The sequence below is a fragment of the Streptomyces sp. NPDC107765 genome, assembly GCF_055657085.1.
In genome coordinates this window covers 384,196-397,072 of sequence record NZ_JBVKBL010000004.1, presented here as the reverse complement: position 1 = coordinate 397,072, position 12,877 = coordinate 384,196, and the positions used below count along the sequence as shown (strand labels likewise).

General features: G+C 73.2%; 11 protein-coding genes. 4 read left to right on the top strand and 7 right to left on the bottom strand.

Annotation, left to right across the window (positions count from 1 at the left end; genetic code table 11):
• Positions 1–107: 107 nt before the first annotated feature.
• A complete protein-coding gene (locus ACZ7MX_RS13360) occupies positions 108–1,835 on the bottom strand; it encodes a thiamine pyrophosphate-binding protein (RefSeq protein WP_472131665.1) in 1,728 nt (575 codons plus the stop codon).
• Entirely contained in the window at positions 1,832–3,073 is a 1,242-nt protein-coding gene (locus ACZ7MX_RS13355) for an aldehyde dehydrogenase family protein (protein WP_472131664.1), read from the bottom strand. The genes ACZ7MX_RS13360 and ACZ7MX_RS13355 overlap by 4 nt, the downstream gene beginning before the upstream one ends.
• Positions 3,074–3,458: 385 nt before the next feature.
• On the opposite strand from ACZ7MX_RS13355, the gene ACZ7MX_RS13350 reads away from it, so the two are divergent.
• Positions 3,459–4,733: a helix-turn-helix domain-containing protein gene (locus ACZ7MX_RS13350; RefSeq protein ID WP_472131663.1), complete on the top strand. Its 1,275-nt coding sequence runs from the start codon at positions 3,459–3,461 to the stop codon at positions 4,731–4,733.
• 949 nt (positions 4,734–5,682) lie between these two features.
• Here the strand turns inward: ACZ7MX_RS13350 and ACZ7MX_RS13345 are convergent.
• Positions 5,683–6,180 (bottom strand): 4'-phosphopantetheinyl transferase family protein, encoded by a 498-nt coding sequence (locus ACZ7MX_RS13345; protein ID WP_472131662.1) that lies wholly within the window; start codon positions 6,178–6,180, stop codon positions 5,683–5,685.
• A gap of 678 nt (positions 6,181–6,858) precedes the next feature.
• Complete coding sequence (locus tag ACZ7MX_RS13340) at positions 6,859–7,113, bottom strand: acyl carrier protein (RefSeq protein WP_385856365.1); 255 nt, start codon at positions 7,111–7,113, stop codon at positions 6,859–6,861.
• Positions 7,114–7,485: 372 nt separating this feature from the next.
• Here ACZ7MX_RS13340 and fabI point away from each other — a divergent pair, with 372 nt between their 5' ends.
• Genes fabI through ACZ7MX_RS13325 form a run of 3 tightly spaced genes read left to right on the top strand, consistent with a single transcriptional unit; the run spans position 7,486 to position 10,343 of the window.
• Complete coding sequence (gene fabI / locus ACZ7MX_RS13335; RefSeq protein ID WP_472131661.1) at positions 7,486–8,256, top strand: enoyl-ACP reductase FabI; 771 nt, start codon at positions 7,486–7,488, stop codon at positions 8,254–8,256.
• A 6-nt stretch (positions 8,257–8,262) separates the two neighbouring features.
• A complete protein-coding gene (locus ACZ7MX_RS13330) occupies positions 8,263–8,808 on the top strand; it encodes a MaoC family dehydratase (protein WP_472131660.1) in 546 nt (181 codons plus the stop codon).
• Positions 8,805–10,343 (top strand): class I adenylate-forming enzyme family protein, encoded by a 1,539-nt coding sequence (locus tag ACZ7MX_RS13325; RefSeq protein ID WP_472131659.1) that lies wholly within the window; start codon positions 8,805–8,807, stop codon positions 10,341–10,343. Before ACZ7MX_RS13330 ends, ACZ7MX_RS13325 begins: the two co-directional genes overlap by 4 nt.
• Positions 10,344–10,660: 317 nt before the next feature.
• Here ACZ7MX_RS13325 and ACZ7MX_RS13320 read toward each other — a convergent pair whose 3' ends face one another.
• The 3 genes from ACZ7MX_RS13320 to ACZ7MX_RS13310 all read right to left on the bottom strand — a co-directional run bounded on the left by ACZ7MX_RS13320 (position 10,661) and on the right by ACZ7MX_RS13310 (position 12,251).
• Positions 10,661–11,221 carry a DUF6344 domain-containing protein gene (locus tag ACZ7MX_RS13320; protein WP_472131658.1) on the bottom strand — a complete coding sequence of 187 codons (561 nt, stop codon included), beginning with the start codon at positions 11,219–11,221 and terminating at the stop codon, positions 10,661–10,663.
• 377 nt (positions 11,222–11,598) lie between these two features.
• Complete coding sequence (locus ACZ7MX_RS13315; RefSeq protein WP_472131657.1) at positions 11,599–12,015, bottom strand: DUF5994 family protein; 417 nt, start codon at positions 12,013–12,015, stop codon at positions 11,599–11,601.
• Complete coding sequence (locus tag ACZ7MX_RS13310; RefSeq protein ID WP_472131656.1) at positions 12,012–12,251, bottom strand: hypothetical protein; 240 nt, start codon at positions 12,249–12,251, stop codon at positions 12,012–12,014. Before ACZ7MX_RS13310 ends, ACZ7MX_RS13315 begins: the two co-directional genes overlap by 4 nt.
• Positions 12,252–12,877: the final 626 nt, after the last annotated feature.

Below are 12,877 nucleotides of genomic sequence, written 5' to 3'. Positions count from 1 at the left end.
TAGAGCCCGGGCGTCCCGTGCCGGAGCCCGGATACGGCGCGGGGGCCGCGCCGCCGATGGCAGCGCGGCCCCCGGATACGTACCGGGTGCCGGGTTCCGGCCGGTGGCTAGGCTTCCTCCTCCGCCCGCTCCGGGAAGTCGCCCGCCGCGCCCGCCATCCCCGGCGGGGTGTCCGCCAGCGCGACCGCCACCTCGACGACGGAGGTGGTGCCGGCGGCGACCTCGCGCCAGGCCGCGGCCAGCGCGTCGGGCAGCCGGTCGGGGTCCGTCACCCGGCGGTGGCCCAGGCCGTAGGCGCTGGTCAGGCCGTCGGTGCCGGTGGGCCGGGGGCGGGTGAAGGCGAAGCGGGAGTCCGGGCCGGAGACCCGGTCGAGGTTGGACTGCAGCCAGCCGTAGCCGCCGTTGTCCAGCACGACGTAGAGCACGGCCGCGCCGGCGTCCGCGACCGTCGGCAGTTCGGCGCGGAAGAGGTGGAAGGCGCCGTCGCCCACCACGGCGACCACGGGGCGCCCGGCCGGCTCGGCCAGCCGTACGCCCACCGCGGCCGCCGCGCCGAAGCCCAGCGGCGTCTGCTCGCTGGGGACGACGGAACCTCCGCCGGCACCGAGCGCGTAGTGCGGGAAGAAGTACGACCACATGTCCTGCAGGCCGTTCTCCTGGACGAGGACCCGGCCGGCGGGCACGGCCCGCTCCAGCTCGGCCAGCACCCGGGCGACCGGGACGGTGCCGTCCGGCGCCCGCTTCCCGGCCTCCTCGGCCCGGTCCGCGGCCCGCTGCGCCAGCGCCGCCCGCACGGAGCGGACCCGCTCGGCCCAGGCCCCGTCCGGCCGGTGCCCGTCGAGCAGCCCGGCCCAGCCGTCGACGGTCGCCGCCACGTCCGCCAGGACGTACGCCCCCGGGCGGTCCAGGACGAGGCTCTCCTCGCCCAGGACGGCCTGGACGACGGGGAGTTGGTCCGCGCCCTCCGGCCAGCCGAAGGTGGCCGTCTCCTCCAGGCGGCTGCCCAGTGCGACGACCAGGTCCGCCTCGCGCCACAGGGCGTCCACGGGCGCGACGGTGTAGAGGCCGCTGACGCCGCAGTGCAGCGGGTGGTCCTCGGCGACGGTGCCGCGGCCGGAGGCGGTGGTGAAGATCCCGGCGCCCAGCCGCTCGGCGAACCGTTCGATCCGGCGGTCCGCGTTCCGGTGCCGGGCACCCCCGCCGACCAGCAGCAACGGCCGTTCCGCCGCGGCGATCCGGGCCGCGGTCGCGGCCAGCGCGGCGGGGTCGGGGGCCGGCCGCTGGGGCTCGGCCGGGCGCCAGGCACCGGTACGGGGGACGGGTTCGCCGGCGATCTGCTCGGCGAGTTCGACGTAGACCGGCCCGGGCGTGCCGTTGACGGCGAGCGCGGCGGCCTTCTCCAGGGCTCCCGGCAGCCGCTCGGCGTGGTCGACGCGGACCGCCCACTTCACGTACGGGCGGACCGCGGCCAGCTGGTCCAGCTCCTGGAAGGCGCCGGTGCCGACCCGGTCCAGCCGGGTTCCGTCGGCGATGAGGATCAGCGGTACGGCGGCGGAGCGCGCCTCCAGCAGGCCGGTGAGCGCGTTGGTCACCGCCGGGCCCTTGCCGATCACGCAGACCCCGGGGCGGCCGGCGGCGAGCGCGTAACCGGTCGCCATGAAGACGGCGTTGCGCTGGTCGCGGCAGAGCACCACCCGGACGTCGGAGTGTTCCAGCGCACCGAGCGGCGCCATGTCGTCACCGGGCAGCCCGAAGACCGCGGTGGTGCCCAGGTGGTGCAGGTGGTCGGCGATCGCCGCCCAGGCGGACGGGTGGGCCGCGGTGTCCTGGCTCATCGGTCACCGCCCGGACGGTAGGCGGCGACGGCCTTGGAGACCAGGACGGGTTCGGCGCGCACTTCCTGGCCGTCGGAGATGTAGTTGGCCATCCGGCCGTAGCCGCCGAAGGGCGCGTTGCCGTCGTCGATCGACAGCAGGGTGGTGTCGAGGGTGACGGTGGTGCGGCGGCGCAGCGCCTCGACGAGGGCGGGGGCGTGACCGTAGACGCTGGAGCCCAGGGCGCGTTCGGTGAAGGTGCCCGTGGTGAGGGTCGCGGCGAGCGCGTCCTCGTCGCGGTAGGAGGCGACGTTGAAGATCGGGGCGAAGAACTCCGGCACGTGGGTGCGCGGGGTCACCTCGCCGCCGACAACGACGGTGGGGTCGAGGCGGCGGCCCCGGAAGTCGACGTGTCCGCCGTGCACGATGCCGCCCCGGTTGCGGGCGAGGAACTGCGCGCCGTCCTCCAGCGCGCTCTCGTAGAAGATCGGCCCGAAGTCGGCGTCCGGGTCGGTGTACGGGCCGTAGCGCAGCCCCTTCAACTCGCCGACCAGGGCGTCCACGAACGGGTCGAGCAGCGACTCGTGGACGCTGAAGAGGTCCGGGCCCAGGCAGTCCTGGCCGGTGTTGAGCACGCGGATGGCGAGCGCGTCGCGGGCGGCCCGTTCGACGTCGGCGCCGGGGGCGACCACGAACGGGTTGACGCCGGAGCCGAGGAAGAGGAAGAGCTGCCCGGGGGAGAGCCGGGCGCGGATCTGCTCGGCGTTGGCGTAGGCGCCGGTGAAGACGACGACGTCGGCCGGGCCGACGTGGTCCTGGAGGAACTCGCGCTGGCTGGCGGTGCTGAGGGTGATGGGCAGGCGGTGCTGCTCGGCGAGCAGGGCGTGCAGCCGGCACATCTGGTCCTTGACGCGGCTGGAGGGGCGGAAGACCAGCCGCTCGGTGTAGAGGGCGGGGACCAGGAGGTAGAGGGCGTAGGAGTAGAGGATGACGTTCGACGGCATGAAGGCGGCCAGCCGGGGGACGCGACCGGGCCGGTGGGTGGCCACCTCGTCCAGGGCCCCGTCGAGGGTGGCGACGGTGGACTCGATCTCGTAGCGCGCGGCGCGGTGGGTGGAGATCTCGCACAGCAGCGCGTGCACGGTGTCGGCGTTGTCCACCAGAAAGTCCCGGACCCGGTGCACGGCCGCCGCGCGTCGGCCGTCGACACGGTCCTCCGGCTCGGCGGCCACGGTCGGCCATGCGGGAGCGGAGCTCATATGTCCCTCCTCGGGGCGTAGTCCATGGAGGGTCAGCGTCAGCCAATTGTCATTTATTGTCAAGTAAAGTCATTGCACTCGACTGCCCACTGTGACAAGCATCCCTCGCCACCTCCCGTCCGCAATCCCCGTCCCGGACCCGGAAGCCCTTCCCCCGCGGGCCCGAACACGCCTCCGAACTGTCGTAATACCCGTCGCACGGGCAAGAGGAATGCCGACCTCCGTAAGTGACAAAAAATGACTCCCCGGCGGTACGAAGGTCGTCCACAGGGGCCCCCGCGCGGGCGTCCGGTGAGTAGACTCCCCGTCATCACGTTCCACCGTCCGGCGCCGTCCGTACACCGTCACTGTCCGTCCACCCAACTCAACTGCGAGCGATTCCTTGGTGATTGAGCAGCCTGCTTTCGGGAAGCGAGTGCGGGAGGTCCGCCGCGCGCAGGGCCTGTCCCAGGGGGACCTCGCCGGGGGCGATCTCTCGCCCAGTTACGTCTCGCTGGTCGAGAACGGCCGCCGGATCCCGAGCGCCAAGATCGCCCGGTCGATCGCCGAACGGCTCGGCACGACCGTCGAGGCGCTGAGCACCACCGAGGAGCCCGGCGCCCGGCTGACCCAGCGCCTCGGCCTGGTCGGCCAGTTGGTGGCCGCCCGCGCCAGCCAGCTGGCCGGCGACTGGGCGGCGGCGCGCCGCCAGCTGGAAGCCGTGGTGGAGCAGGCCGGCGGCACCGACCAGGACGAGGTGCGCTGGGAGGCCCACTGGGAGCTGGCCACCGTCCTCGGGCGGCTGGACGATCCGGCCCGCCACGAGGCCGCACTGCGCCGGCTGCTCGACGACCCGCTCACCCGCACCGCACCGGTGCTGCACGCCCGGGTCGCCATCGAACTCGCCCAGCTGCTGCGCACCGAGGGCCGCCTCCCCGAGGGCGTCCGCTTCGCCGAGGAGGCCGTACGGGTCACCGCCGACCTGGAACCCGGCCGCCCGGAGCGGGCCCAGGCCCGGATGGCGCTGCTGTCCGCGTCCGTCGACAGCGGCGAGTGGAGCCGCGCCGCGCAGCTCGGCACGGAGCTGCGCGCCGAGGCCGCTCCGCTCCCGGCCGGCGAACTGCGGGCCGGCGCCCTGTGGGCGGTGGCCGGTGCGCAGTATCTGGCCGGACACCCGGACGAGGCCCTGGAACTCCTCACCGAGGCCGAGGAGTTGCTCGCCACGACCGACGGCGTACGGCTCCGCCTCCGGCTGGCCCGCGCCCGTACGCTGCTCGCGCTCGCGGCGGGCCCGGCGGACGAGGCGGACACCCTGCTCACCCGCGCCCGGCAGGCCACCGCGCTGGTCGGCACCCCCTCGTCCCGGACCTGGCTCGCCGTACTGGAGACCGCCGCGGCACTGCGCCACGACGACGGGCCGGCGGCCGCCGGCCACGCCGCGGAGATCGACCTCACGGCCGGTGACCTGTCACCGCTCGACCGGGCCCGCTGCCTGCTCCACCTTGCCCGCGCCCACCGCGCGGACCACCACGAGGAGGCCGCCCAGGCCGACTTCAAACTGGCCGCCGAGGGCTACGAACAGGCCGGCGCCTTCCGCCTGGCCTTGGAAACCTGGCGCGAACTCACCGCCGGCACGGGCCGCACCGAGCGCACGGACCCGCACGCGGTCCTCATGCCGTAGCGCTGCGCTTGGCTTTCCTCCCACGTACCTGGCTTTCCCGCCGTCGGGGTTGCTCGCCGTTGCGCGCTTGGCTTTCCTCCCACGTACCCGTCTCTCCCGCCGTCGGGGTTGCTCGCCGTTGCGCGCTTGGCATTCCTCCCACGTACCCGTCTCTCCCGCCGTCGGGGTTGCTCGCCGTTGCGCTTTGCGGCGCCACCGCACGTAGCTGGCCGTCCCGCCGCGGGGCTCGCTCGCCGTTGCGCTTTGCGGCGCCACCGCACGTACCCGTCTCCCCCGCCGCGGGGCTTGTTCGCCGTTGCGCTTTGCGGCGCCACCGCACGTACCCGTCTCCCCCGCCGCGGGGCTTGTTCGCCGTTGCGCCTGCGGCGGGCGAGGTTGTGGTGGGTGCGGTGACGGGCCTCCGGGGCCTTGTTCGTGGACTGCTGACGCTTTACGTCCACGAACAAGGCCCCTCCGGCCCGTCCCCTCCCGTTGGGGGAGTGTGAAGGTGAGTGGGGGCGCGCGTCGTTGCCCGCGCACCTGGTGTCGTCAGGTCTTGGGAATGCCTCGCCCGGCCCGGTTGGTTGTGGCCCCGCAGGGGGCCCTCGCGACCCTTACGGGTTCTGTTCGACCATCCCGTAGGGGTAGCCAAGCCCCCTTGCATGCCTCAACGTCCGCCCCCACGCACCGCATTCCCTTCCCCCAACGGGAGGGGACGGGCCGGAGGGGCCTGGTGTGTGGACGTAAAGCGTCAGCAGTCCACACACCAGGCCCCGGAGGTCCGTCACCGCACCCGACACCCACCCAGCCCGCCGCAGGCGCAACGGCGAGACGCCCTGCGGCGGGACGGCCAAGTACGTACGCGGCGCCGCAAAGCGCAACGGCGAGCAACCCCGACGGCGGGAGAGACGGGTACGTACGCGGCACCGCAAAGCGCAGCGGAACGGCGGGAAAGCCAGGCACGTGGGAATCAGCGGCAACGCCAAACGCGTAGGCCCGAGGCCGGGGTGCGGGTGGCCGCGGAGGCGACTGTGCGGGGGCCGGTGGGGAGGTCGCGTACGTAGGCGATGCCGCCGGGGTGGGCCGGGGACGCCGGGATGACGACCTTGCCGTCGCGTGCCTCGCTCAGCGCGTCGATCTCGTCGGCGAGGGCCAGCCCGCCGCGGCCGGTCAGCCGCAGGGCCGCCTCCTTACGCGTCCACAGCTGGGCCAGCCGGTGGGCCCGCCGGTCCTCCGGGGCCTCCTGGACGTAACGGCGCTCCAACGAGGTGAAGGGCAGCAGCAGTTCGCCTACCGGGCCGCGCGGCACGGTGTGGACGGAGAGGGCCACCGGGAGGTCCCTGGACACGGCGAGGAACTGGCGGCCGGGGTCGGTGGCGATGCCGAGGCAGAGACGCGCGCCCGGAGGCCAGCCGGCCGCGGCCGGGGGTGCGGCGGACACCGGGCGGCCGAACCCGTCGTGGGTCAACGGAATATCCCGCGGAGAACACTGGAGCAACCGGCCGAGAAATTCCTTCAAACAGTGGGTCTGGCGAATGTCTTCGCCGTCTGACCAGAATATGTGTAATGCGCCGTCGGCTAATTCGTCGGCGCGATCCGGATGCCAAATCCCCTCGTCACCAGGCAGGTTGGGCGTGCCGCCGGGGTCGGCAGGTCTGAGCGAATGGCCGCTCGGGTGCGTGTCACAGAAAGGCTCGTCCCCCCGCATACTTCCCCTCGCACCATGTCTCCTTTCTGCGGATGGATGACATCCGAGAAAGCAGTGCACTGAGTCGATTTGATTTACCGTTCGGAGATCCTCAAGGTAACCGTGGTCTATGCCTGCGTCAACAAGCGACGACCGAAAATCAACTCTGGTTTACTCATCGGCATTACCAGATTTCGCCAAGTTTGTGGCCGAGGTGGCGATGCCGGGCGCTCCCCGCCCTGCTCCGGCCAGGCCGACCAGGGGTGGCCCGTACAGGGCCTGGACCTGCGGAGGAGCCACAACTGCCCGGCTTGGATTGCCAGTTGGGGTAGCTGATCGATATTCGCATTCGCCGCCGTCCTGTGCGACAGCGGCGCGCTCCTGCCGGACGGGACCGCTCGCCGGCAGGAGCGCACGCCGGCCCAGGAGACCGCGTGGCGCACGCGGTCCGGGCGGGCCTCAGGACGCCAGCTGCTTCTCGATCCGGAGCACAATGTCCAAAACTCTACGCATGTCCTTCATTTCCTCTTCGGGCAGTGCGATCCCGAAGCGCTCCTCGGCGACCACGATCACCTCGGCCATGGCCAGGGAGTCCACGTCCAACTCCTCGACCAGGGACTTCTCTTCGGTCACCTCGGCCGGCACGACGCCGGCCACCTCGTGCAGGATCTCGGCGAGCTGAGCAACGATCTCTTCTCTCGTCGGAACGGTCATGACGATCACCTCTCTGTCGGACAGGGCGGAGCATGGGCCTTCGGCCGGATGGGCGGCCGCAGGGGTGCCGGGCGTACGGCCCGAGCGCGGCCCGGGTACGGCCCGGGCGGGTGGCCGGGCGCACGGCCGGATGCGCGGCTGGATACACGGCTGGATGCGCGGCGCGCTTGCCGCCCGCGAAGTGAGGGAGTGCGGCGGCGTCGGCGCGCCTATGTGACCCAAGAGTCACTGTTTTGACTATGCTTGACTATTCTAGTCAACTGGAGGTCGGATAGGTTGTCAATGACGACCTATCAAGACCAAGGCCGGACATTGGCGTTGAGTTTTGTCCGGTGACTCTGAAGTCGAGGACGAGTCAGACGGAGGCACCGCATGAGCGGTCTGCTCGACGGAAAACAGCTGGTGATCACCGGTGTGATCACCGAAAGCTCGATCGCCTACGCGGTGGCCCGGCTCGCCCAGGAAGAGGGCGCCAAGATCGTCCTCACTGCGTACGGGCGGCCGAGTCTGGTGGCCCGGCTCGCCCGGCGGCTGCCGGTGGAACCCCCGGTCGTGGAGCTGGACGTCACCGACGAAGCCCAGCTCAGCACGCTTGCCGACCGGGTCGGCGCCCATCTGGACGGGCTCGACGGCGTGCTGCACTCGGTCGCCAACGCCCCCGCCACCTGCCTGGACGGCGGCTTCCTGACCGCCCCGTGGCGCGATGTGTCCGCCGCGCTGCACACCTCCACGTACTCCCTGGTGGCGCTCACCATGGCCTGCCGACCACTACTGCGCCCGGGCGCCTCCGTCGTCGGCGTGGATTTCGACGCCTCGCGGGCCTGGCCCGGCTACGACTGGATGGGCGTCGCCAAGGCGGGACTCGAAGCCTGTTCCCGCTATCTGGCGCGGGACCTCGGCGGCCACGGCATACGCGCCAACCTCGTCGCGGCCGGCCCGCTGCGCACCCTGGCCGCCCGTGGCATCGGCGGCGACGGCCCGTCCTTCGAGAAGAGCTGGTCGACCCGGGCACCGCTGGGCTGGGACCCGCAGGACGCGGAGCCGGTGGCCCGTACCTGCCTGGCCCTGCTCTCGGACTGGCTGCCCGCCACCACCGGCGAGATCGTCCACGCGGACGGCGGCCACCACATGATCGGCGACTGACGCACCATGTCGGTCAGAGCGACCTCCGGCCCGGCCGGCCGTCCGGCACCCGGCACCAGCACCCACGTTGACGTGGGCGGTGGCACCGGTACCCGCACCACCGGCCGGGCGCCGGATGTCCTCCGCTGCGGCCCGTACGTGCTCGACCGGGCGCGGATCGCCGGGTTCGCCGCCGCGGTCGGCGACCCGCACCCCGCCTACACGGACCCGGTCGCCGCCCGCGCTCTCGGCCACCCCGACACGCTCGCCCCGCCCACCTACCTCGTCACCCTCGCGGCGCACGCCGAGGACCAACTGCTGCGCGCCCAGCCGGACATACCCGGCCTCGACGGTGCCGTGCACCGCGCCCAGAACCTGCGGCACGCCCGCCCCGCCCACGCCGGCGACGTCCTCCACGCGACCGTCCGCCTCACCGACGTCGCGCACCTCGCCGGCCGCCGGCTCCTCACCCTCGACTGCGCCTTCCACGACGCGGACGGCCTCTGGGTGGCCACCACCACCTCCACCCTGCTGTGCCGCCCCCTCGACCCCACGGGATCGGAGCACCCATGACCGACACCATCGCCCCTCCGGTCGCCGCCGCCCGGCTCGTCGACGGCACCGCGGCCCCGCGCGGCGGCACCGGGAACCCGCCCGACGCCACCGACGCCAGCGGCCGCCTCGACGGGCCGGCGCTCGGCCACCGGCTGGCGGCCACCGCGCACGCGCTGCACCGGCTCGGTATCCGCGCCGGCGACCGGGTCCTGGTCCAGGGCGACAACAGCATCGACTACGTCGTGACGCTGCTGGCCCTGATGCGGCTGGACACCTCACTCGTCCCGCTCGACCACCGGCTGTCCGCCGCCGACGCCGCCGCGGCCGCCCGCCAGGCCCGGGCCCGCTGGCTCGTCACCGCCGCGGACCGCACCACCGGCTTCCCCGGCATCCCCGACCACCGCGTCGTCCACTATCCGCACCTCGCCCCCGTATCCCCGCCCGCATCCGCATCCGCAGCCGCATCCATATCCGCCCCGGCGCCCCTGGCCCCCGGGGCCGACCCCCTCGACGCCTGGTTCCGGCGCCCGGACGCGCTCGTCCTGTGGTCCTCGGGCACCACCGGACGCCCCAAGGGCATCGTCAAACCGGGCCACGCCGTCCTCGACAACTCGCTGCGCACCATCCAGGCCATGGGCTACCGCGCGGACGACGTCCTCGCGCCACTGCTGCCCTTCTCGCACCAGTACGGGCTCTCCGTCATCCTGCTGTGGTGGCTGGCCCGTTGCACCCTGCTGGTCACCCCGTACCAGCGGCTCGACGCGGCGGTCGGCCAGGCCGCCGCACACGGTGCCACCGCGGTGGACGCCGCACCGTCCACCTACCACTCGCTGCTCGGCGTCGTCCGCCGCCGCCCGGAAGTACGCGCCGGTCTCGCCGGCGTCCGCATCTGGGGCGTGGGCGGCGCGCCCCTGCCGGCCCCCCTGGCCGAGTCCTTCCGCACGACAATGGGCCGCCCGTTGCTGGACGGCTACGGCCTGACGGAACTCGGCAACGTCGCACTGGCCACGCCGGACTCACCGCACGGCTGCGGGCGCCCGCTGCCCGGCATACGGCTCCGCGTGCTGCGCCCGGACGGCACCATTGCCGCGCCCGGCGAACTCGGCGGCATCGAGGTGCGCTCCCCCGGCCTGATGGCCGGCTACCTCCGCGAGGACGGCTCACTCCGTCCCGTCGACCCGGACGCCTGGTACCCGACGGCCGATCTCGGCAGCGTCGACGCCGACGGCACCGTACGGGTGGCGGGCCGCAATCAGGCCGTGCACCGGCTGGGCTTCACGCTCTATCCCGAGAGCCTGGAGCGCCGCGCCGAGGCCGGCGGCCGCCCGGTCAAGGTCCTGGCGGTGGAAGACCAACGCCGCGGCAGCGCACTGCACTTCGTCGTCGCGGACCCGGAGGGCGGTGCCCCGCTCACCTGGCGCCGGCGCCTCGCCGAGCACCTCGCGGAGTACGAACAGCCCAACGCGGTCCATGTCGTCGACCACTTCCCCCTCACCGCCAACGGAAAGCCGGACACGCGCGCGTTGCGTGCTCAGCTGGGGCTGGGGTCCTGAGGGGGAGGAATTCTCAAGTCTTTTAGGGGCGTTCAGTCAGGAATGATGCGCTGCGCTTCACGTCCTGCCGCAGCGATCGATGTGTCTGCGTCGTGTCCTGTCCCGGCTTGCCTCGGCCGGCTCGGCCTGGTTCGGCCCTGGTCCGGCCTGTCTCGGCTTGTCCCGGCTGGCTCGGCTTGTCTCGCCGGCTCGGCTTGTCCCGGCTGGGTCGGCTTGTCTCGTCTCGTCGGCGCGGAGCTGTCACGCGCCGTCCCGCCCATGTCAGGGCCGGCGGGCCTGGCCGTGGAAATGCTCGCGAAGATCTGCCGCCGCCGGGCTCAGACCGTACGGGCGGTGTGCGCACGACGACGGGCCGCCGGGATGACCGCGGGGCGCGGGTCCACGGTACCGGCCGTCTGCGGTGCGGCCCCGGCGTGGGCGGTGGGCAGCGGCTCGGCGCCACGGATGCAGCGGCTGCGCAGACCGGGAGAGGCGCCGTGCGCCTCGGCGTGGATGCGCTGCTTGATGGTGGGCGGCAGCTCGGGCCGGGTGAGCATCGGCCGGGCGGGTGCGGCGGCCTGGCCGTACCGCGTCACCGTGCGCGGCGCCGGCACCGTGGGTCCCTCAACGACCGGCGTCTCCGAAGCGGGCGGCTCCGCCGCGGGTGTCGGGGCAGCGGGTGCCGCCGCGACGGGTGTCCCTGGTGCCGGGGTATCCGGGCCCGGGCCGTCCGCACCCCTCGGCTCGGTGCCCGCGTCCGCCTTGCCCAGCGTCCGCTCGTAGAGCGCGGCCTCCCGGCGCGCCGCCGATGCCGGCGCGGAGACACCCAGCGATGCCAGCAGCTTGCCGAGCACGGCAAGGCACATCGCCCAGAACGTCATGACCTTGTTCGCAGCCATGGCTCCTCACTTCCCATCAGGATCTCCCCGGGAGATCCGCTTGCTTCCCTCTGTACTTCGGTTGCACCGCCGCAGTTGCACCGCTCCGCTCGCATCGCTTACGTTGCGCCGCTTCTGTTGCGTTTTCTTATGATGAGTACGCAATGGGAGGATTCACGGACCGACGCCCCCGGGTCGGCGTTCTTCCGATGAACACCACCCGTACGCAGTAGCCGCCGGGGGTGCGCGCCACGGAATCCCGGGTTATGGCGGGTCGGGGCAGCCGTTCTCGGCCCGCGATGCAGGCAGGTCCAAGCAGGGGGCGGGGCAGGTCGGCGCGGCTCCGGGCAGGCCGGGGCAGGGAGCGCGCAGGGCGGAGTGGGCCGGTGGGCCGGGGCTCAGGCCGGGGTGGCGGGGTGCAGTGCTCCCGTGCGGGCCATCTCGGCCATCATGCGGACGGCCTCGGGTTCGGGGGTGGTGGGCGGGATGATCAGCAGGTCCCAGCGGCCGTGGCCGGTGGAGACCAGGCAGAGGGTGTCCGGGCCGTGGTGGCCGGTGGTCCGGCGCAGGCGGACGACGTGCCCGTCGACGATGATCCGGGCCGGCAGCGCGGGCCAGGCATCGCCGTTGACGGTGGCGTGGGTGATCCGCGGCCAGTCGAACGGCAATGCCATCAGCAGCGCGGGGAGTTCGGCCAGCAGATCGGTCGAACGCGGCCACCAGACACCGTCGATGCGCCGGACCGTCTCGCTGTGCGGGGCGATGGCGACCCGGGCGACGGGCGGCGGGTCGTGGTGCTGACCGGCGGTCGTCACAGGTCGCCACCCGTCTTGCCGGAGGGCGGCGGTGGTGAGGGGGGTGGGCCGGCCAGCGGGCCCGGCCGGGCGCCGTCGTGCGGGCGCCTGCGGATCCACTGCCGCCTCGCCTGCGTCCGGTCCGCGTGCCGATGGGTGGCGATCCGTCCGGCCTGCTGGGCATTCACCCGGGCGATGAACAGCGCGCCCAGCGCGATCAGCGCCAGCAGTACGACTACGGTCAACAGAGTCTGCATGGTGCTCACCTCACTCGGGCGAACCGCGGCAGATCGGCGGACGGCGGACGGTCTGCGCGCGGCGGACGATCTCTGTACGGCGACCGATCGGTGTCCGGCAACCGCTCAGCATGCGGCCATCGGTCCGTGTCCGGCAGACGATCATCCGGGTACCGCAGACGGTCGGTGGATCGCGCCCGATCCTGGTGCGCCCGGTGTTGTAAGTCCCCGAGTCCCTTGGTGCTTTTACGGTACCCCGCACGGGCCCGGCGCATCCCTCCGTAGCAGGTGAAGGGCCCTGTGCTCTCGGTAGCGGGACCGACCGGGCCGCCTGCCGACCGGCCCTTGCCCAAGCCTGCCGACGGCCGGCGGCAGGGTCCGCCGCGCCCTGCGCCAGCGTCCCGCCGACGTCTACACGCCTGTAGATTTTACTTCCGCAGGGCCTCGGCGTCCCCCAGGCGTCGGCTGGTGCCGGCGTCTAAGATGCCCCGACGTCCCGGCCAGCGGGACCCCGCGACGGGAGGCGACGGCATGGGCGGAAAGCCCTTCGGGACGGCGCCCGGCGCCGGGGGAGCCGGTCGCGAGGAACCAGGGCACGGGGATCCAGGGGGCGGGGATCCAGGGCGGGGAAAGCCGGGGCGCGGGGA

What these genes read in the sequence shown, in the direction of transcription:
- ACZ7MX_RS13360 (WP_472131665.1), bottom strand. Translation starts at nt 1,835, where the DNA reads ATGAGCCAGGACACCGCGGCCCACCCGTCCGCCTGGGCGGCGATCGCC.
- ACZ7MX_RS13355 (WP_472131664.1), bottom strand. Translation starts at nt 3,073, where the DNA reads ATGAGCTCCGCTCCCGCATGGCCGACCGTGGCCGCCGAGCCGGAGGAC.
- ACZ7MX_RS13340 (WP_385856365.1), bottom strand. Translation starts at nt 7,113, where the DNA reads ATGACCGTTCCGACGAGAGAAGAGATCGTTGCTCAGCTCGCCGAGATC.
- fabI (WP_472131661.1), top strand. Translation starts at nt 7,486, where the DNA reads ATGAGCGGTCTGCTCGACGGAAAACAGCTGGTGATCACCGGTGTGATC.
- ACZ7MX_RS13330 (WP_472131660.1), top strand. Translation starts at nt 8,263, where the DNA reads ATGTCGGTCAGAGCGACCTCCGGCCCGGCCGGCCGTCCGGCACCCGGC.
- ACZ7MX_RS13325 (WP_472131659.1), top strand. Translation starts at nt 8,805, where the DNA reads ATGACCGACACCATCGCCCCTCCGGTCGCCGCCGCCCGGCTCGTCGAC.
- ACZ7MX_RS13320 (WP_472131658.1), bottom strand. Translation starts at nt 11,221, where the DNA reads ATGGCTGCGAACAAGGTCATGACGTTCTGGGCGATGTGCCTTGCCGTG.
- ACZ7MX_RS13310 (WP_472131656.1), bottom strand. Translation starts at nt 12,251, where the DNA reads ATGCAGACTCTGTTGACCGTAGTCGTACTGCTGGCGCTGATCGCGCTG.